Annotated in this window: 13 protein-coding genes; 3 read left to right on the forward strand and 10 right to left on the reverse strand. The window is 66.6% G+C overall.

What is annotated here, in order from left to right:
* Window positions 1–42 precede the first annotated feature (42 nt).
* The 3 genes from pssA to LDZ27_RS20925 form a co-directional block, all read right to left on the reverse strand.
* Entirely contained in the window at window positions 43–651 is a 609-nt protein-coding gene (gene pssA / locus LDZ27_RS20915; RefSeq protein ID WP_244817712.1) for a CDP-diacylglycerol--serine O-phosphatidyltransferase, read from the reverse strand.
* Window positions 652–847: 196 nt separating this feature from the next.
* Window positions 848–1189, reverse strand: coding sequence for a GFA family protein (locus LDZ27_RS20920; protein WP_244817713.1), 342 nt, complete (start codon window positions 1187–1189; stop codon window positions 848–850).
* Complete coding sequence (locus LDZ27_RS20925; RefSeq protein ID WP_370653471.1) at window positions 1186–1620, reverse strand: ester cyclase; 435 nt, start codon at window positions 1618–1620, stop codon at window positions 1186–1188. The genes LDZ27_RS20920 and LDZ27_RS20925 overlap by 4 nt, the downstream gene beginning before the upstream one ends.
* 141 nt (window positions 1621–1761) lie before the next feature.
* Between LDZ27_RS20925 and LDZ27_RS20930 the strand changes: the two genes are divergently transcribed.
* A complete protein-coding gene (locus LDZ27_RS20930) occupies window positions 1762–3402 on the forward strand; it encodes an ABC transporter substrate-binding protein (RefSeq protein ID WP_304657618.1) in 1641 nt (546 codons plus the stop codon).
* 21 nt (window positions 3403–3423) lie between these two features.
* Here LDZ27_RS20930 and LDZ27_RS20935 read toward each other — a convergent pair whose 3' ends face one another.
* The 3 genes from LDZ27_RS20935 to LDZ27_RS20945 form a co-directional block, all read right to left on the reverse strand.
* Complete coding sequence (locus tag LDZ27_RS20935) at window positions 3424–5226, reverse strand: DNA-binding protein (protein WP_244817714.1); 1803 nt, start codon at window positions 5224–5226, stop codon at window positions 3424–3426.
* A gap of 118 nt (window positions 5227–5344) precedes the next feature.
* The gene (locus LDZ27_RS20940) at window positions 5345–6379 is read right to left on the reverse strand and encodes a YhcG family protein (protein WP_244817715.1); all 1035 of its coding nucleotides are present in this window, start codon (window positions 6377–6379) and stop codon (window positions 5345–5347) included.
* A gap of 125 nt (window positions 6380–6504) precedes the next feature.
* Window positions 6505–6933, reverse strand: coding sequence for an NUDIX domain-containing protein (locus tag LDZ27_RS20945; RefSeq protein WP_244817716.1), 429 nt, complete (start codon window positions 6931–6933; stop codon window positions 6505–6507).
* A gap of 538 nt (window positions 6934–7471) precedes the next feature.
* Between LDZ27_RS20945 and LDZ27_RS20950 the strand changes: the two genes are divergently transcribed.
* The gene (locus tag LDZ27_RS20950) at window positions 7472–10540 is read left to right on the forward strand and encodes an acetoacetate--CoA ligase (protein ID WP_244817717.1); all 3069 of its coding nucleotides are present in this window, start codon (window positions 7472–7474) and stop codon (window positions 10538–10540) included.
* Between the two features lie 393 nt (window positions 10541–10933).
* Window positions 10934–11581 carry a 5,6-dimethylbenzimidazole synthase gene (gene bluB, locus LDZ27_RS20955; RefSeq protein ID WP_244817718.1) on the forward strand — a complete coding sequence of 216 codons (648 nt, stop codon included), beginning with the start codon at window positions 10934–10936 and terminating at the stop codon, window positions 11579–11581.
* 3 nt (window positions 11582–11584) lie between these two features.
* Here the strand turns inward: bluB and LDZ27_RS20960 are convergent, their stop codons facing one another.
* The 4 genes from LDZ27_RS20960 to LDZ27_RS20975 form a co-directional block, all read right to left on the reverse strand.
* Window positions 11585–12799: a YeeE/YedE family protein gene (locus LDZ27_RS20960; RefSeq protein WP_244817719.1), complete on the reverse strand. Its 1215-nt coding sequence runs from the start codon at window positions 12797–12799 to the stop codon at window positions 11585–11587.
* 80 nt (window positions 12800–12879) lie between these two features.
* Window positions 12880–13992: a carotenoid 1,2-hydratase gene (locus LDZ27_RS20965; protein ID WP_244817720.1), complete on the reverse strand. Its 1113-nt coding sequence runs from the start codon at window positions 13990–13992 to the stop codon at window positions 12880–12882.
* The gene (locus tag LDZ27_RS20970; protein WP_244817721.1) at window positions 13992–16553 is read right to left on the reverse strand and encodes an FtsX-like permease family protein; all 2562 of its coding nucleotides are present in this window, start codon (window positions 16551–16553) and stop codon (window positions 13992–13994) included. The genes LDZ27_RS20965 and LDZ27_RS20970 overlap by 1 nt, the downstream gene beginning before the upstream one ends.
* Window positions 16550–17245: an ABC transporter ATP-binding protein gene (locus tag LDZ27_RS20975; RefSeq protein WP_244817722.1), complete on the reverse strand. Its 696-nt coding sequence runs from the start codon at window positions 17243–17245 to the stop codon at window positions 16550–16552. The genes LDZ27_RS20970 and LDZ27_RS20975 overlap by 4 nt, the downstream gene beginning before the upstream one ends.
* Window positions 17246–17287 lie beyond the last annotated feature (42 nt).

Here is a 17287-nt window from a genome sequence, read left to right on the forward strand (position 1 = left end):
TACGGCCGTGTGGCCAAGAACTTGATGCCCGGGCGTGAAACCCTAGGGCTTGGGAATACGGATGCGGCTGATCATCAGCGAGCCGGAGAGCGCGTAGACCAGCACGAGCGGATGGAGCGTGAAGCCCGCGATGCGCCATTCGCCGAACCACATCTGCTGCCCGAGCGCGCCGAACCATGCGGCGAAGCCGAGCATCAGCACGATGGCGAACGATGTCGGAATGGGCGTGCCTTCGAAGTGCGTGACCTTGCCGCTGCCGCCCGACATTTCTTCCGTGGTCACGTTGTAGCGCGCGAGACGCGAGACGCCGCACGCGACGAAATACGCGAGCAACACGCGGTCGTAGAGGCCGCGCATGCCGCATCCATAGCCGATGATCGCGGGCGCCACGCCGAACGAGATCACGTCCGCGAGCGAGTCCAGTTCCTTGCCGAGCAGCGACGCCTTCTGACGCCAGCGCGCGATGCGGCCGTCGAGCACGTCGAAGACGAGTGCGGCGAACACGAGCGCGCACGCGAGATAGATATGCAGGGCGTCGGAGTCGTCGATATAGCTCATCGTCGAGAAGAGCGCGCCTGTGCCGCAGATTGCATTGCCCAGCGTGAACCAGTCGGCCAGGTGGAAATCGCGGATCATCGAGAAACGTTTCATGCTTGGGTTTTCGTCTTGTCGGTCTTGTCGGTCTTGTGCGGCTTGCGTGGCCGAGCGCCGCGCCGGGCGCGGGGCCGCGGGATCGTTCAAGTCTATCATCGCGCCCTCGTTGCGTTTCCGGTCCGCGCGCGAGTGCGCGAGACGCGCAAGGCGTATTCCCGGTAATGGCTGCGCGCAATGGGTTTGCGCCGATCCCTCAGTCCACGCGCTCGCCGTTGCGAAGGACGCGCGCATCGGCGATCGTCTCGGGCGGCATCATCCGCGTATTGATGCCCATGACGGGCCGGCCGGGATCGACCGCGCGCCAGTGCGTCATGCACCCGCACGACGCGCAGCGATGAAACTCGAGCCGCCGCGCGCCCCACATGTAAATGTCGGTCGGCCCGCAATCGGCCGCGAAGCGCACTTGCGGCAGCGGGTAGTACGCCCATCGCGCGCCGTAGCGGCGGCAGATCGAGCAATCGCAATCGTTGATTTCGGCGGGGGCGGCATCGACGGTGAAACGAATCGCGCCGCAATGGCAGGAAGCGTCGATCATGGCGTCTGTAGTTGAGCTTCGATGGCGGCTTTATCGATCACGGACGACACATGCGCGATCCGGCGCTCGCGGAATTCGTAGAACACGTTTTCGGCGAACGACACGCGCGTGCCGTCGATACGAAGCCCCATGAAATCACGCGCCGGCGTGCAGTCGAACCACAAGCGGCACGCGACGAAAGGCGGCTCGACCACCAGCAATCGAATGTCGAAGCGAAGATCGGGAATCTGCCGGAAGTCGCGTTCGAGCATGTGGCGGTAGCCGTCGAGCGAGATCGTGTTGCCGTTGTAGGTCAACGTGTCGTGCACGAAGCGGTGGAGCGCCGGCCAGTTCTGCGCGTTGAGACACGCGATATAGCCGCGATAGACGTCCGCGAGATTCCTGTCTTCCATCGTCGGGCGAGCCTCCGCTTTGGAAAGTAGCGCTTTCATGGTCTCACGAATCTCACGCCCGGCCATGAAACACGGTATGCAAAGCACGAAGCGTTGGTTCGGACACAAGCGAACGCCTGCTAGAGTACGCGACGAGCCTTGTCGTCAGGCGCAATCCTCTCATCTTGCGAGTGAAGAAGAATGAACCGCTCCAACCCGCACTCGAGCCAACTGGCGAGCGCGCTTCGCGGCTGCGCATCCGCCGTATTGGCGTTCGCCGCCTTCGCGATGCCGCACGCCGCGTCCGCCGCCGCGAAGACGCTCGTGTTCTGCAGCGAAGGCAGTCCCGCGGGCTTCGACTCCGCGCAATACACGACAAGCACCGACTTCGATGCCGGCGCGCACAGCGTCTACGACACGCTCGTCGAGTTCCGGCGCGGCACGCTCGATCTCGTGCCTGGTCTCGCGGAAAAATGGGAGGCGTCGCCGGATGCGAAGACCTTCACGTTCCATCTGCGGCGCGGCGTGAGGTTTCAGTCGACCGCATGGTTCAAGCCCACGCGCGACTTCGGCGCGGACGATGTCGTGTTCACGTTCCGGCGCATGATCGATCCGAACGAGCCGTTTCAGAAAGCGCATCCGGTCAGCTTTCCGTATCTCACCGACCTCGGCTACGACAAGAACATCGCCGCCGTCGACAAACTCGACGACACCACCGTGCGCTTCACCCTGAAGACGCCGGATGTGGTGTTCGTGCGCAACGTCGCGATGGAATTCGCGTCGATCGTCTCGGCGGAATATGCCGCGCAGTTGTTGAAAGAAGGCAAGCCCGAGGACATCAACCAGAAGCCCGTCGGCACGGGTGCGTTCGTCTTTCGCGACTATCAGAAAGACGCGACCATCCGCTACGACGCGAACCCGACGTACTGGAACCGCAAAGACGTGCACATCGACAAGCTCGTCTTTTCGATCACGCCCGATGCCGCCGTGCGCGAGCAGAAGCTCGCAAGCGGCGAATGCCAGCTCACGTCGTTCGCGCGGCCCGCCGACATCGCCGCGGCGCGCAAGGACTCGAAGCTCGCGGTGTTGTCGGGCGTGGGCTTCAACGTCGCTTATGTCGGCTACAACACAACGCACAAGCCGCTCGACAACGTGCTCGTGCGCCGCGCGCTCGACATGGCCATCGACAAGCAGGCGATCATCTCCGCCGTCTACGAAGGCGCGGCCACGGTCGCGACGAACCCGATGCCGCCGTCGCAATGGTCGTACGACAGGACGCTGAAAGATGCGCCGCGCGACTCCGCGAAGGCGCGCGCGCTCTTGAAGGAGGCCGGATTCCCGAACGGCTTTTCGATCACGCTATGGGCAATGCCCGTCCAGCGCGGCTATAACCCGAATGCGCGTCTGATGGCGCAACTGATCCAGTCCGACTGGGCGAAGATCGGCGTGAAGGCGAATATCGTCAGCTACGAATGGGCCGAGTACAACAAGCGCGCGAAAACCAACGGCGAGCACGATGCGATTCTTTACGGCTGGCTCGGCGATAACGGCGACCCGGACAACTGGCTCGGCACGACGCTCGGCTGCGATGCCGTGCACGGCAGCAACGTGGCGAAGTGGTGCAACAGGCAGTTCGACGATCTGCTCGCGAAGGCGCGCCTCATCACGGATCAAAACGCGCGCACGAAGCTCTATGAAGAGGCGCAAGTGGTGTTCAAGGATCAGGTGCCGTACACGCCGATTGCGCACGCGAACACATTCCAGCCCATCTCGAAGCGCGTGCACGGCTATCTGATCAGTCCGCTCGGCGGCCACCGCTTCGACGGCATCACACTGGATTGACCGAAGCGGCGGCGCGCCGAATCACGTCGACGGCGTTTCTATCTTCGACATGACGGCCGTCGCCGGATCGTAGCGATAGCCCTTCTGTGCAAGCTGCTGGGCGATCTTGTCGCCGATGACCTTCTGCTGCGCCTCGCGGAACACGAGTTCGTGATCGGGCTTCAGGCGCTCGAGTTCCGTCGAAAGCCGGCGCAACAGCGCGACTTCGCCGGTGCTGCGGGCGTCGATGAAAATGATCTTCTCGTTGGCGACATCGAGGCGCTGCTTGAGGTCGCGCGCATACGTGACCCATTGCTCGGCGTTCGCGCGAAGCTCGTCGTAGGACTTCGCGTGCGTTTGCGCCTGCGCCGAAATGCGGCGCTGCAACGCGGCGATTTCCTCGTCCTTCGCGGCGCCCGCCGTCTGCAAGGCGATCTTGTGGTCGCGCAACTCGTCCCTCACGGCGGACTCGCTGCGTTCGCGCTCGGCAAGCTGCTGCGCGAGATTGGCGGCCTGCTGCTGCAATTCGTCGATGCGGCTTTGCGCTGCGGCCGCTTCCTGCGATACGCGCGCGAGTTCGCCTTGCGCGGCATTCTTTTCGTCGGTCATCGCGGCGATGCGCGCGCGGACTTCGTCGAGTTCGCGATTCGCATGCTGCAACGCTTCGTGCGCCGCCGCAGCCTGCGCGTTCGCTTCGCGCGCTCCCGCGAGTTCGGTTTCGAGCGCGGCGATGCGCGCCTGGCTTTCGTTCGCGCGCGTGTGCGCTTCGTCCAGCTCGCGGGTAATGCGGTGCGATGCTTCGGATGCCTGCGCGTTGGCCTCGCCCTGCGTCGCGAGTTCCGTTTCCAGCGCGGCGATGCGCGCGTGGCTCTCGTTGATGTGCGTGCGCGCTTCGTCCAGTTCGCGGCCGATGCGCTGCGATCCTTCCGATGCCTGCGCGTTCGCCTCGCGCTGCGCCGCGAGTTCGGCTTCCAGCGCGGCGATGCGCGCGTGGCTTTCGTTGACTTGCGAGCGCGCTTCGTCGAGTTCGCGGCTGATGCGCTGCGATCCTTCCGATGCTTGGGCGTTCACGTCGCGCTGCGTAGCGAGTTCCGCTTCGAGCGCCGCGATGCGCGCCGTGTGGTCGCCGGCCTGCGCGGTCGCGGCTTCTGCGCGCGCCGCCGCCGCGCTCGCTTCCTGCCGCGCCTCGTCGCGTTCGCGCGCGACGCGTTCCATCTCTTCGCGCCGGCTCGCCAATTCCGCGCTCACGGCTTCGCGCGCGCGGCGTTCTTCTTCGAGCGACAGGCGCACGGCGTTCAGCTCCGCGTCGTGCGCTGCGGCGCGCTGCGCGAGTTCGCCGGCGCGCCCTTCGGCGGCGTCCGCGCGTTCCGTCGTCGCGGCGACCTGCGCCTGTAGACGCGCCACCGTCTCTTCGGACGCCCGCAGGCCGTGCATCAGCTGCTCGACTTGCCGGCGGCCGCCATGCGCCTCGTCCTGCGCCTGCTGATAGACGCCGAGCGCTTCGTCGCGCTCGGCGAGCGCCGCGTCGAGCCGCTGGCTCAGGATATCGGCGCGGCGCGCGATCGCGCTTTGCGCTTCGTCCCACGATGCCTTTCGGAGCCGTTGCGCCGCGTTCATCAGCGCCTCGGAGAATTCCTGCGGCATCTCCGCCGGGAACTGCGCGGCGGGCATGGCGGGTTCGCGGGCGTCGCGCCAGCGCTGAAGCACCGCCGCAACGGATACGATCGAACCCCGGCGAATCTCCGACCAGACGGCCACGGCGGAAACCGGGCGACCTTCCTCGGTCAGGCGTTGGGCGATCGCAATGATCTCTTCTTCGTTAATAGTGTCTGCTTCTTTATACATATCCGCCTCGAATTACAGGCATCGGGCAACGACGTGCCGGACGACAGAGAGGATTATCCAACAACTTTGCGCAAGCGAACGGAATTCGTCCGATGAAGCGCAATGAGAGGAGTCCGTCTCAGTCGGCATCTTTCGCGAGAAGCCTCGCGCGCGCGGCTTCGATCGACTGTTGCAGCTTCGCCTGCAAGGTCTCGCGCGGCGGCAGCACGGTCACATATTCCGCGACGTGAATGCCGCTCTTGTCGAGTTCCAGCAGTTCGATCTGCTCCTGCTTTTTGCCCGCGCAAAGAATGATGCCGAGCGGCGGCAGTTCGTCGGCTTCCTGCTCGTGTTTCGCGAGCCAGCGCAAATAAAGCTCCATCTGGCTTTTGTATTCGGCCTTGAACGCGCCGAGTTTCAGTTCGATGGCGACGAGCCGCCTGAGCTTGCGGTTATAGAAGAGCAGGTCGATGTAAAAATCGTCCTCGTCGATCTGAAGGCGCTTCTGGCGCGCGACGAAGGTAAAGCCCGCGCCGAGTTCGAGAAGGAACTGTTCCATCTCGCGAAGGATCGCGTCTTCGAGATCCTTTTCGAGGTAATGATCATTGAGCCCGAGAAAATCGAGCACGTAAGGGTCTTTGAGAAGCGCTTCGGGCGCGAGGCGCCCTTCGTCGCGCATGAGTGCGATGTCGCTTGCAATCGCGGCTTGCGGCTTGCGCGAGATGGCGCTGCGCTCGAACAGCATCGAATTGATGCGCTCCTGCAGTTGCCGCGATGACCACCGCTCGACGCGCGCGAGCTCCACGTAGAAATCGCGCTTGAGCGGGTCGTCGATATAGATGAGCGTCTTGAGATGCGTCCAGCTCAATTGTCTCCGCACTGCGGAGACACTTTGCTCGTCGGGAAACACGTCGGCAAGGCGCACGCAGTGGCGAAGCTGCTTTTCGCTCCAGCCGCGTCCGTAGCGCGCGCCGAGTTCGCGCGCCAGCGTCGCGACGACCTGCCGGCCATACTCCGCGCGCGCGCCGCGCAGCACTTCCGCGCGCACCCGCTGGCCGATCTGCCAGTACACGAGCGTCAGTTCCGCGTTGACGGCGGCGGCGGCGCGCTCGCGGGCCGCGTCGATGAGGCGGCGGACTTCGTCGAAAAGTGAGGAAGGGATGAGGTCGCTCATGCGTGGCTTTCGGGTCGCGGGTCGCGGGTCGAAGTGATTTGGACGCCGCGAAACTCTCCGCGCCGCGGAGACTTTCGTCGAGCGCAAATGCCGATCGTAGCGCAAGCGCGAACGATGCCCCGCCCTCAGAATCCCGCCGACGCTCCCGGCCCCGCGCCGGCATCCCGCCAGTTCGAGCGCACCGCGCTGTTGCCGCCCGCCGCGCGGCTCAGGATCGCGCGCGTGCCGGGCGTGACCGGCATGTTCCCGAGCTGCGATACGTCCACCCAGCGCACTTCGTCGATGCCCGCGCGGTAGTTCGCACGCGGCAGGGCTTCGGCGGGGATCGCCACGCGAAAGACGTGGTGCATGTGATGCGCGGACGCCTGCTGCCACAGGAACGCGGCTGCGCTCGCTTCCGCGCCCGTTTCCTCGTGAAGCTCGCGGATGGCCGCGCCCATCGGCAATTCGCCGTGTCCGACCTCCCCGCCCGGAAGGAACCACGGACCGCCGCGTTCCCGGACCAGCAGCACCGCGTGATGACGAATCAGCAGCACCGTCGCACGAACCCTCATATCCCCGTCTCCAGATAAAGCATTTTCGTTGAGCGCCTGCCGGCGATGACCCTTTCGACCGTTATCGACGTTATCGGCCATTACCGAGTGTTATTCCCCGCATGGGCCGCGAGCCCGGCGAATAATCATTTCGTTGTATCGCATAACCGCGTAGCGATGCAATCCGTTACCCCGCTATTTCGGCAGACCGGTGAAAAAATTGAATATATTTCGTCCGATAAAAGCGCCAGCCGAAAAGCCGCCGCGTGCGCCTGCGTTAAAAAGCCGACTGTCGAAAGTTTTGTAAGGATTCAGTATCAATGACTTGATTTCGTCACGCGCACCATAAACCGCCGCTTAACGCAACGCCTATCTTTCGCCCAACACCGTACTCTCTGTGGTTGGTCGCACACAGCGGGAAATCGCGACGGGATAATCTCGTTCCACACGAAGGGCTTGAATCGACGCCGCATCGGCGTGAAGAACAACGAAACGTTTCTGGCGGCGCCGTGGAACACGAGCCGCTCAAGACACGTCGTCAACGAGAGGTGCCCCCAAAATGGACCGCCAAGACGCCATCCAGGAGAGCGCGCGGCTTTTCGAGCGCGCGCCGCTATTCCAGCCTTCTGCCGAACAAATCCGCGCATCGCGCATGACGGCCTTCACAGAGGCTTTTGAAAAGGCGACAGGCCAGCAGTTCGCCGATTATTCCGCACTGCACGCTTATTCGACGCTCCATTACCGGTCGTTCTGGAAATGCTTTCTCGAATCCGCGCAAGGGCTGGAGTGGTCCGGTTCGATTGAGCCGGTTTGCGTCGGCGATCAGTGTGAAACGGCGTGCTTCTTTCCGGACGTCGAACTGAATTACGCCGAAAATCTGCTCGGCGAACGCATCGCGCCCGACGACGCCCCCGCGCTCACCTCGTGCCACGCGGACGGCCGGCGCATCTCGTACACGCGCGGCGAATTGCGCGAACGCGTGATGCGTCTCGCGCACGCGCTTTCCGGACTCGGGCTCGCGAGCGGCGACCGCGCGGTCGCGATCATGCACAACGACGGCGACGCGATCGTCGTCGCGCTCGCGGTGAGCGCGCTCGGCGCGACGCTCTCGACGGCCGCGCCGGGCAACGGCGTGCAGGCGATCCTCGACCGCTTCGCCCCGCTCGAACCGAAGATGATGTTCGCGCACACCGCGCCGCGCCCGTTCGACACCGGCGGCTCGCTCTCCGGCCACGTCGCGGCGGTGGCGGCGCAACTGCCGTCGCTCGCGGGCATCGTCTGCCTCGACGAAACCGAGTTGCCGAGTTCGGTGACGCAGCCCCAGCACGAACTGCATTCGCTCGTGACGCGCGGCGACGCGAAACGCTTTTCCTGGAAGCGGTTTGCGTTCAACCATCCGCTCTTCATCATGTTTTCGTCGGGCACCACCGGCAAGCCGAAATGCATCGTGCACGGCGCCGGCGGCACGTTGCTGGAACACGTGAAGGAGCACCGGCTGCACAGCGACTTCGGCCCTGGCGACAAGCTCTTCTTCCACACGAGCTGCTCGTGGATGATGTGGAACTGGCAGCTTTCGGTGCTCGCCTCGGGCGTCGAAATCGTCACGTACGACGGCCCGGTCGCGACCGTCGACACGTTGTGGCGCCTGATCGCGAGCGAACGCGCGACGGTGTTCGGCACGAGCCCCGCGTATCTGAAGATGAGCGAGGATGCCGGGCTGGAACCCGCCGCGCACTTCGACCTTTCGGCGTTGCGCGCGATGATGTCCACCGGCGCCGTCCTCTACGACTCGCAATTCGAGTGGGTCGCGAAGCACGTCAAACCGCTGCAGTTGCAGTCGATTTCAGGCGGCACGGACATCATCGGCTGCTTCGTGCTGGGCAATCCGAACCTGCCCGTATATGCGGGCGAAGCGCAGTGCAAGAGCCTCGGTCTCGACGTGCAGGCATTCGACAAGGGCGCGAGCACGATCATGCCCGGCGAGCTCGTCTGCACGAATCCGTTCCCGTCGCGTCCGCTCGGCTTTTTCGGCGACGACGGCTCGCGCTTTCACAAGGCGTATTTCGCCGCGAACGAAGGCGTGTGGACGCACGGCGACGTGATCGAGTTCTCGCCGCAAGGCTCCGCGCGGCTGCACGGACGCAGCGACGGCGTGCTCAACGTGCGCGGCATCAACGTGAGTCCGGGCGAGATCTATCGCATCCTTTCCGGGATTCCCGAAATCTGCAATGCGATGGTCGTGCCGCAGCAAGGCGTCGGCGCGGGCGATGCCGGCCAGCGCATCGTGCTTCTGCTCGTGCTGCGGCCGGGCGCGCAGCTCAATGCGGCGCTCACCGCGCGCGTGCGCCGCGATCTCACGCGCAAAGGCTCGGCCGCGCTGGTGCCGGACGTCGTCGTGCAGGTCGACGGCCTGCCCGTCACGCACAACAACAAGCCGTCCGAAGCCGCCGCGCGCGATGCCGTGAACGGCCTGCCCGCACGCAACGCGTCGTCGCTGGCGAATCCGCAATGTCTGGATCAGATTCGCGAGCATCCGGCGCTTGTCCGCGTGAAGCGCGAAGTGCCGCCGCCGGGCGAATCGGTCGATGAAATGGAACGGTATCTTTGCGCGCTGTGGGAGCAGCACTTCAGCTTCTCGCCGATCGGGCGCGACGACAATTTCTTCGATCTCGGCGGCCACTCGCTGCTCGCCGCGCGCATGCTCGCGGACGTGCAGGACGCGACCGGTCGCACGCTTGCGCTTTCGACGATGATCCTCGCGCCAACGATTGCGCGCCTCGCCGCCGTTCTCGTCGCGGAGCCGGGCGCGCGCGAGACTGGGTCGACCGTCGTGCAGATGCGCGCGGGCAGCGGCCGGCCGCTTTTCATGGTCCACAGCATCACAGGCTCGGTGATGGAATGCCTGCCGCTCGCCGGCATGCTGCAAAACGAGCGGCCCATTTACGGCTTGCAGGCGCTCGGGCTGGACGGCGACGAAGCCCCGCAGGAGCGAGTCGAAGAGATGGCGCGCGGCTACGTACAGCGCATGCGCGAAGTGCAGCCGAGCGGCCCGTATGCGCTCGTCGGCTATTCGTTCGGCGGGCTGATCGCGTTCGAGATCGCGCAGCAGCTCGTCGCGGCGGGCGAGAAGATCGAGATGCTGTGCCTGCTCGATACCTACGTCCTCGAACATTGCCTGAGCTTCGCGCACTGGACGCGTTTTCAGGCGGGGCTCGCCGCCGAGCGTCTGCGCGAGCTGCGTTCGCTCGACGCCCGCGCGCGCCTTTCGTATCTGCGCGACAAGGCTTCCGCGATCCGCGTCCGCCTGCACACGCGCATGGGCCGCGCGGACGCGTACCAGCCGACGCCCGACGTGCAGGACATGCCGCCGGTGCTTCAGCGCGTGCGCGAATCCATGCACACGGCGATGAGAACGTACAAGCCGCGCCGCTATCTGGGCGGGCCGATCGTCTACGTGCGCGCCACGCAGCTCGACAAGGAGCGCTGCGATCCGCTGTCGGTGTGGCGGCGCGTCGCGAAGCACGGCTTGCGCATCACGCTGATCGAGGGCAGACACACGGATCTCGTCGTCGAACCACAGGTCGCGACGGTCGCGCAGGCGCTCACGAAGGCGCTTTCGCACGGCTGAGTGCGTTTGCTTTCATGCGATGCGGCACGGCGCTTCGCGTAAGCGCCGCATCGGGCTGATCGAGGGCACGTCGCCACGGTCGCGCAGGCGCTGACGAACGCGCATTCGCACGCCCGAGCGCGTTCGCTTTCGCGCGATGCCGGCGGCGCTCCGCGAAGCGGGCAGACAGACCGATCTCGTCGTCGAAGCCGCACGTCGCGACCGTCGCGCACGCGCTGACGAACGCGCTTTCACACGGCTGAGTGCGTTCGCCTTCATGGGATGCGGCGCGCCCTTGGCGAAGCACGCCGCATCGCGTCGATTCACGCCTGCTCGCGCGTTTTCGCCTCGAGCCGCTGTGCAGCCGCAATGGATGCGGATACAGTTGCGCTACCCCGCAAGCCCTGCACACCGATGACCGATCCCGCCTTCACCGAATCCGAACGCAACGCCGTTTATCGCGCTATCGCCGAGCGCCGCGACATGCGCCACTTCGTGAGCGATCCCGTCGCGCCGTCCGTCATGGCGCGGCTCGTCGATGCCGCGCTGCACGCGCCGAGCGTCGGCTTCATGCAGCCGTGGCGGATCGTGCGCATCACGTCGGCGCAGGTCCGCGCGCAGCTTCACGCGGCGGTCGAGCGCGAACGGCTTCTCACCGCCGATGCGCTCGGCGAGCGCCGCGATGCGTTCATGAAACTCAAGGTGGAAGGCTTGCGCGAATGCGCGGAAGTGCTCGTGATGGCGCTGATGGACGGGCGCGAGCGCCACGTCTTCGGGCGCCGCACGCTGCCCGAGATGGACGTCGCGTCGGTTGCCTGCGCGATCCAGAACATGTGGCTCGCGGCGCGCGCCGAGGGCATCGGCATGGGATGGGTGTCGCTCTTCGATCCGCAGGAGATCGCCACGCTGCTCGAAATGCCGGCGGGCGCGCGGCCCGTGGCGATTCTGTGCATCGGGCACGTCGAGCGTTTCTACGACGCCCCGATGCTCGAAACCGAAGGCTGGGCCACGCGCCGGCCCACGGAGGAATGCGTCTTCGAGAACCGCTGGCCCGAGCGTTGAAGCTCAGCAGGCGGTCGGCCTCACGCGCTCCACTTCCAGTCCGAACAGCGGGCGCAGCCGCGTGCCGAGCACGTTGCCGAAGAACGCGGCGACGAGCCACAGCCAGCCGTGCAGACTGCCCGACACGATGCCGCTGAAATACGCGCCGATGTTGCAGCCATACGCGAGCCGCGCGCCATAGCCGAGCATCAATCCCCCGACGATGGCCGCGGCGAGCGAGCGCATCGGCACGCGCCAGACCGGCGCGTAACGCCCGGCGAGCGCAGCGGCGAGCATTGCGCCGAGCACGATCCCGATATCCATCACGGAAGTCACGTCGTGCGAAATTGGCGCGGCGAGCGTGGCCGCGTTGGGCTTGCTCATCCAGTACGGCCAGTTCGCGACATCCACGCCCATTGCCGACGCCGCCTTCGCGCCCCACAGCGCGAACGCCGAGGTCACGCCCCACGGCCGTCCCGACAGCGCGAGCGTCGCGAAGTTGAGCACCGCGAGCGCGAGCGCGCCGGCGAGAAGCGGCCACGGCCCATGCAGCCACGGCGACGTATGCGCGGGCTGAACGTGCGCGGCCACGAGCTTGCCGTGCCGCCGCTTTTCGATGACGACGGTCAACGCCGCGATCAGCGCGAACACGATCCAGTTGAGCGCGAGCGCGGGCGCGAGGCCCATCGACTTGACGAGCGATACCGGCTGCAGCGAAGGCAACGCGGTCCAGAACGGCATGTGCGCCGTCGCGATCACGGAGCCGGCGATGAACGCCGCGAGCGTCACGATCATGCGCGTGCTGCCGCCGCCGACCGTGTAGAGCGTGCCGGACGCGCACCCGCCGCCCAGTTGCATCCCGACGCCGAAGATGAACGCGCCCACGATCACCGACGTACCCGCCGGCGATACCAGCCCGGTGACGGGCATGCCGAACAGCGATCCCGCAGCGAGCGCCGGAAAAAACAGCGCGACGCCGACGGCGAGCATCAGCATCTGCGCGCGCAGGCCGGCGCCGCGCCCATCGGCGATGAACACGCGCCACGCCGACGTGAAACCGAACGCGGCGTGATAGAGCGCGATGCCGAGCAGCGCGCCGACCACATAGAGCGCGGCCTGTCGCGCGCTCGCGGTCTGAGCGAGGTACCACGCGCCTGCCAGAATCAGCAGTCCGGCAATGGCGAGCGGTGTCGAATTTATCTCGGTGCGGCGGCGAAGAGGAGTGGCGAAATCGGACATGGGAACGAGAGTAGGATTTGCGTAAACCCCTATATTGTCGGGCTTTTTTCCGATTCGTGCTGGCGCACGATCGTCCGCTTTCAGCGCTTCGCGGCGTCCGCCGCGTTCTTCGCCTTCCCGTAGCCCGTCAGTTCCAGATAGCCGTGTCCGCGCCGCCCGGCGCTGCCGCTTTCCCCTGTCACCGTGACCGCGCCTTCCCAATACACGGCCCCGGTCGATTCGCGCGAGTCCAGTTCCTGATCGTCGATGAGCGGCGCAAGACGCCAGCGCATCGCGCCGACGCGCACCGTCATCGCGACCGGATACGCCGTGTTCGTGCGCGGCGAGCGCCACTGGCGTTCCGGCGTGAAGTCGACGTCGGCGGGGCCGAACTGCGCCGTGCGGCCATCGCGTTCGCGCAGCGCGGCGTGCGCCCAGAGCGCGTGGCCGTCGCGGGCGCGGACCTTGAAGGCCATCAGCGCGCCGCCATCGTCGAGATTCGCGCCGAGCCAGTCCCAGCCCGAGGCGTCGGCGGGAAGCAGCGTGCTCGACCACTCGTGATCCAGCCACGCGCCGCCGGCCACGGCGACGGTCTCGCCATGGCCTTTCTGCGATGGCCGCGTGACGCTGCCCGTCACCTGCAACTGCGGCTCGCTGTAGTAATAGCTCGCCTGCTGCGCCTGCGGACCCTTGCGCGAATAGCCGCGCTCGCCCTGGATCATCGGCGGCTGCGTCGGCGTGAAGGTGAGATGCAGCGCGAAACCCGCGGCATCGGCGTCCACGGTGTAGCGGCCATCGGCTGCGCGCACCATGCGCCACGCATCGAGCTTCACGTCCGTGTTGCCGTTCGACGCATACGCGAGCCCGAAACCCTGCCGCGCGATGTTCTGATCGTGCACGAGCCGCCCGTAAGCGGGATCGGAGAGCGCCGCGTGCGCGACAATCACCTGCGACGGATCGAACGCGCCGCCCCCGTCCTTGCCGGTATTGGAGCGAAAAAACGTGATCTGAAAGCCGAGCGGCGTGTGGTCCGGCGTGTCGAGCCAGCCGGTCGCATACCACCATTCCGTGCGATACGCGGCGTGCGCGCCCGTGTCCTGCGGCCAGTCGATCGCCCGGCCCGGCACGACTTCAGCGAATGGCGCATCGGCGGGAAGCGTGGCCGTCGGAAGGAACGCGAGGAGCGCGAGGAGCGTCGCGGCGAACGCGCGCATCACCAGTCCTCCCGCACGGCGCGCACGGCATCGACCGATACGGCGCGCCGTCCCGCCAGCACCGCCGTCGTGCAGGACGACGCGAGCATCACGCAGCCGATGATCGCGAGCATCGTCCAGGGAACATGGAGCGACATCGTCCAGTGGAACGATTGCGGATTGACCACGAAAACGAGGATCAGGCTGATGGCGAAGCCGAGCGCGCAGCCCACCGCGATGCCGAGCACCGTCAGCAGCCCGCCTTCCGAGGCAAGCAGCGCGAGAACCTGTCTTCTCGTCACGCCGACGTGCCGCAGCATGCCGAATTCGCGGGAGCGCGCGAGCGTCTGCACGGAAAACGTCGCGGCCACGCCGAAAAGACCGATGACGATAGCCACCGCTTCCAGCAGATACGTGACCGCGAAGCTGCGATCGAAGATGGTGAGCGTGCGCGCGCGGATGTCGCCGGGCTGCGAAAATTCGAGCGCGTCGCCGAACGGCAGCTTGCGCAGCGACGCGACGACCTGCGCCGCCGGTGTCCCATTGCGCAGCGTGATGGCCGCATCGGTCGCGCCCATGTCGCCCGTCAGCCGCCGATAGTCCGCAAGACGAATCTGCAGCGCGCCGGTCTGCCGTACGTAATCGCGCCAGATGCCCGCGACGACGAAGGGCCCGCCCGCCGCGCCGAGCGGCAGCGTGACGCGCTGGCCGGTGCGGTAGCCGTAAAGGTCGGCCATCGCCTCGGACGCCCAGACCGGCGTTTCATCGGCGCGCCAGGCTCCGGGCGGAAGGATCGCGCCGGTCATCTGCAGCGTCGCGCCGGGATCGGCGGCGTCGATCTCGCGGGCGATCACCGCGACCGGCGGCTTGCCGGCATCGAGCGTGATCTGCGATGCGCGCGAGAACGCCGCGCGCGCGACGCCGTCCGTCGCGGCAATCCGCGCCTGCTGCTGCCGCGTGAGTCCGCCCGTATCGCCGCTCGCCGCCACGCGCACGTAGAGATCGGCGGAAAGCAGATGTTCGAGCCAGTCCACGACCGAGACGCGAAAGCTCGCGACCATGATCGCCATCGCCACGATCAGCGTGAAGCTCGACAGCACGCCGCCCATCGCAATCGACGCCTGCCCCGGCGCGTTGGCAAGACGCGCGAGCGCGAGCGTCGCCACCGCGCTGCGCTCGCGCTTGCGGCGAAGCCACGCGTAGGCCGCGCCCGCCGCGCCGAAGACAATCGCCGTGAGACGCGGCATCAGCGCAATGCCGCCGACGAGAAGCAGCGCGACCGCGAGATAACCGGCGATGGGCGCATCGTCGAGGGACGGCGCGCGCGTCAACAGCGCGCCGAGCGCGAGGCAGGCGAGCGCGGGCCACGGCGTCGAAAGCGGCGAAAGCGCGGCCTCTTCGCTGCCGGCCTTGAGCGCGGGCGCGGGCCGCGCGCGGGCGGCTTCGAGTGCGGGAACGAGCGTGCCGGCGAGCGCGACGCCGATGCCGAGCGCGAGAAAGACGGCCGTCGAAATCAATTCGAAATGCACGCGCGGCTGCACGCCGGGGAAGTAGCCGCCGCCGAGATCGCTGCCGAAAAAGCGCAGCGCGAGCGCCGCGACCGCATAGCCGAGCGCGATGCCGAGCACCGCGCCCGCCACGCCGACGAGCGCCCCTTCGCTCATGATCTGCCGCACGAGATGCGCGCGCGTCATGCCGATGACGCGCAGCATCGCGAACTGCGCGCGGCGGCGCACGACGCCCGCCGCCTGCGTCGAAAAGACGAGAAACGCGCCCGTGAACAGCGCGACGAGCGCGAGCACGTTCATGTTGATGCGATACGCGCGCGACAGCCGGTCCGTGCGGCTTTCGATATCGCGCGTTTCCCCGACGACGAAGCGCGGACCCAGCTCCTTCTGCAACGCGCGCCGGAACGCTTCGCGATCGACGCCGCGCGCGAGCTGCACGTCCACGCGCGAGAGCCGGCCCTGCACGCCGAAACGCGACTGCAACGCGGCGATGTCCATCACGCCGATGCGCTGCCCCGGCAACGCGCGCACGATGCCGCCCGCCACGCGTAAGCGCACCGCCGACGTGCCGTTTTGCAGATCCACCGACGCGCTCACGCGCGCATTCAGCCATTGCAGCGCGGCGGGCGAAAGAAAGATCGCGTCGTTCGACAGCACGTCGAGCGGCGCATCCGCGGACGGCACGCCGGTGAGATCGGGCGCGATGCGTTTCGCGCGGAACACGTCGATGCCGAGCACCTTGAGCGGCGCGCCCCGCTTCGGCACGGCGATATCGAGTTCGAGCACGGGACTCGCCACCGCGACGCCCGCGCGCGTCGCGACGAGCGGATACACGCTTTCGTCGATGAACTGCTGCGCCGCGCGCACCTGCAAGTCGGACTGCCCGGAGAGACTGCGCGCGGCCGCCGAGAATTCGCTGAACGCGGCGCTGTTGATGAGCTGCACCGCGTAGCCCAGACCGACGCCGAGCGCGATGGTCACGATGGCGACGAGCGCGCGCCCCCGATGACTGCGCCATTGCGCGCCGAGCAGCCAGCGCGAGAGCAGGCGGCGGCTGGCGGCGAGCGACGTCATCGTGCGCGCGACTCGTTGAACGCCGCGAGCGACGCGGCCTCGTGCAGCGTGCCATCGGCGAGAATCAGCACGCGATCCGCGAAGGCGGCTGCCGCCTCCGAATGCGTGACCATGATCGCCGCCGCGCCCGTCGTCTTCGTTTCGGCGAGCAGCAGGTCGAGGATTTCATGCGCGGTTTGCGGATCGAGATTGCCGGTCGGTTCGTCGGCGAGTATCAGGCGCGGGTGATGCACGAGCGCGCGCGCAATCGCCACGCGCTGCAGTTCGCCGCCGGACAGTTCGCGCGGCAGATCGTTCTGACGATCCAGCAGGCCGACGGCGGCGAGCATGCGCTGCGCAGCCGCGACCGGCTGGCCGTTCAACAGCAGCGGCACCGCGACGTTTTGCGCGAGCGTCAAATGCGGCAGCACATGGAACGCCTGAAACACGAAGCCGAGCTTTTCGCGGCGTGTTCGCGTGGCGGCTTCGTCGTTGAGCGTGGAGATCGGCACGCCGTCGATCAGGATTTCGCCGCCATCCGGCGAGTCGAGTCCGGCGATGAGATTGAGCAGCGTCGATTTGCCGACGCCCGAATCGCCCATGATCGCGATGAATTCGCCCTCGCCGAGCGTGAAGTCGAGGCCCGCAAGAATCGTCCGGCCAGAACCGAAAGTTTTCTGAAGGCGACGGCATTCCAGGGCGGGGCGGGTCATGGGCAGGCGCGCTCAAGTGTCCTTGGGTGACGGCTATTATGC

It is taken from the genome of Caballeronia sp. Lep1P3 (assembly GCF_022879595.1).
Lineage (GTDB): Bacteria > Pseudomonadota > Gammaproteobacteria > Burkholderiales > Burkholderiaceae > Caballeronia.

What these genes read in the sequence shown, in the direction of transcription:
- pssA (WP_244817712.1), bottom strand. Translation starts at nt 651, where the DNA reads ATGAAACGTTTCTCGATGATCCGCGATTTCCACCTGGCCGACTGGTTC.
- LDZ27_RS20920 (WP_244817713.1), bottom strand. Translation starts at nt 1,189, where the DNA reads ATGATCGACGCTTCCTGCCATTGCGGCGCGATTCGTTTCACCGTCGAT.
- LDZ27_RS20925 (WP_370653471.1), bottom strand. Translation starts at nt 1,620, where the DNA reads ATGAAAGCGCTACTTTCCAAAGCGGAGGCTCGCCCGACGATGGAAGAC.
- LDZ27_RS20930 (WP_304657618.1), top strand. Translation starts at nt 1,762, where the DNA reads ATGAACCGCTCCAACCCGCACTCGAGCCAACTGGCGAGCGCGCTTCGC.
- LDZ27_RS20935 (WP_244817714.1), bottom strand. Translation starts at nt 5,226, where the DNA reads ATGTATAAAGAAGCAGACACTATTAACGAAGAAGAGATCATTGCGATC.
- LDZ27_RS20940 (WP_244817715.1), bottom strand. Translation starts at nt 6,379, where the DNA reads ATGAGCGACCTCATCCCTTCCTCACTTTTCGACGAAGTCCGCCGCCTC.
- LDZ27_RS20945 (WP_244817716.1), bottom strand. Translation starts at nt 6,933, where the DNA reads ATGAGGGTTCGTGCGACGGTGCTGCTGATTCGTCATCACGCGGTGCTG.
- LDZ27_RS20950 (WP_244817717.1), top strand. Translation starts at nt 7,472, where the DNA reads ATGGACCGCCAAGACGCCATCCAGGAGAGCGCGCGGCTTTTCGAGCGC.
- bluB (WP_244817718.1), top strand. Translation starts at nt 10,934, where the DNA reads ATGACCGATCCCGCCTTCACCGAATCCGAACGCAACGCCGTTTATCGC.
- LDZ27_RS20960 (WP_244817719.1), bottom strand. Translation starts at nt 12,799, where the DNA reads ATGTCCGATTTCGCCACTCCTCTTCGCCGCCGCACCGAGATAAATTCG.
- LDZ27_RS20965 (WP_244817720.1), bottom strand. Translation starts at nt 13,992, where the DNA reads ATGCGCGCGTTCGCCGCGACGCTCCTCGCGCTCCTCGCGTTCCTTCCG.
- LDZ27_RS20970 (WP_244817721.1), bottom strand. Translation starts at nt 16,553, where the DNA reads ATGACGTCGCTCGCCGCCAGCCGCCGCCTGCTCTCGCGCTGGCTGCTC.
- LDZ27_RS20975 (WP_244817722.1), bottom strand. Translation starts at nt 17,245, where the DNA reads ATGACCCGCCCCGCCCTGGAATGCCGTCGCCTTCAGAAAACTTTCGGT.